At 64.8% G+C, this 1447-nt stretch carries 1 protein-coding gene; it reads right to left on the bottom strand.

The genetic code is table 11. The annotated features are described in order from the left end of the window. On the bottom strand, positions 1–1447 hold a 1447-nt coding region (locus tag BLV07_RS45730; RefSeq protein ID WP_143035760.1), incomplete at both ends, for a non-ribosomal peptide synthetase.

The raw sequence follows: 1447 nt of genomic DNA, 5'->3' as shown, positions 1-1447 counted from the left end.
ACGAACGGGTGCTCGCAAAGCCGCGCCGCAATCTCGCCGGGCTCGATGCGGAAGCCGCGGATCTTCACCTGGTCGTCGTTGCGGCCCAAAAACTCAAGATTGCCGTCCGGCAGATAACGTGCAAGGTCGCCGCTCCGGTACAGCCGATCGCCCTCGACAAAGGGACTGGCGATGAACCGCTCCGCCGTCAGCTCCGGACGGTTCAGATAGCCGCGCGCCACCCCCGCCCCGCCAATGTAGAGCTCCCCGACCGCGCCAAACGGAACCGGCGCACGGTGACCGTCAAGCAGGTACACCCGCGTGTTCGCGATCGGACGGCCGATCGGGACAATGGCGCCATCAAACTCATCCGGACAACTCCACGCTGTCACGTCGATCGCAGCTTCGGTCGGACCGTACAGATTGTGCAGGCCCGTCCAAGGCAAGAGGCGCCGAACCTTATGCACACTGGCGGCAGGAAGCGCCTCGCCGCTGCATAAAACACGCCGCAGCGACGTGCAGCGGTCAACACTCTTCGCATCCATAAAACTGACCAGCATGGATGGCACGAAGTGAACCGTCGTGATGCGCTCGCCGATGATCAAGTCGACCAATGCAGCGGGATCTCTGTGCGCATCCGGAGGCGCCAGCACCAGGGTCGCCCCTTCAAGCAAGGTCCAGAAGAACTCCCAGGCCGAGACATCGAAGCCAAATGGCGTCTTCTGCAACACGACATCAGTTGCCTTGAGACCATAGGCGTTTTGCATCCAAATCAAGCGATTGACGATAGCCCGATGCTCATTCTGTGCCCCCTTGGGCGTTCCGGTGGACCCGGAGGTGTAGATCACATAGGCGAGATGGCGCGAGGTCAGGCCGAGCGCACGCGGGTCCGGATCCGACGCCGGCAGATTGGCCCATTCCGGCGTCGCTGCCGCCAGGTCCACGACCGTCCGATCGCGTAGCGCATCATCGCCCAGCGCCGATCGTCCCGCCGCATCGGCCAGCAACAGGTGGGGCGCCGCATCCTCCAGCACCTGGTGCAGCCGCGCCGGCGGATAGGCCGGATCCAGCGGCAGATAGGCGCCCCCCGCCTTGAGGATCGCCAGCAGCCCGACCACCATCGCCATGCTGCGCGCAACGCAGATCGCCACCGGCTGGTCCGGCTTCACCCCAATTGCAATCAGATGATGGGCCAGGCGGTTGGCGCGCGCATTGAGCTCGCCATAGCTGACGCGCTGGTCCTGATAGACCACCGCCACCGCATCCGGCGCCTGGCGCACCTGCGCCTCGAACAGCTCATTGATGCACTGCTGCTCAGGATACGTCACCGCCGTCCGGTTCAGCTCCTCCAACAGATACGCCCGCTCGTCAGGTGGCAGGATGTCCAGCTCGCGCACCGGCGTGCTCGGCGCATGCTCCAGCGCCTCTGCCAGCTGCTCCAGCGCCCGCTGCATGTAGCCGCAGATCC

Origin of the sequence: Bradyrhizobium sp. Rc2d, assembly GCF_900099855.1 — a bacterium.
Lineage (GTDB): Bacteria > Pseudomonadota > Alphaproteobacteria > Rhizobiales > Xanthobacteraceae > Bradyrhizobium.
This window is presented reverse-complemented; position numbering and strand designations above follow the sequence as displayed.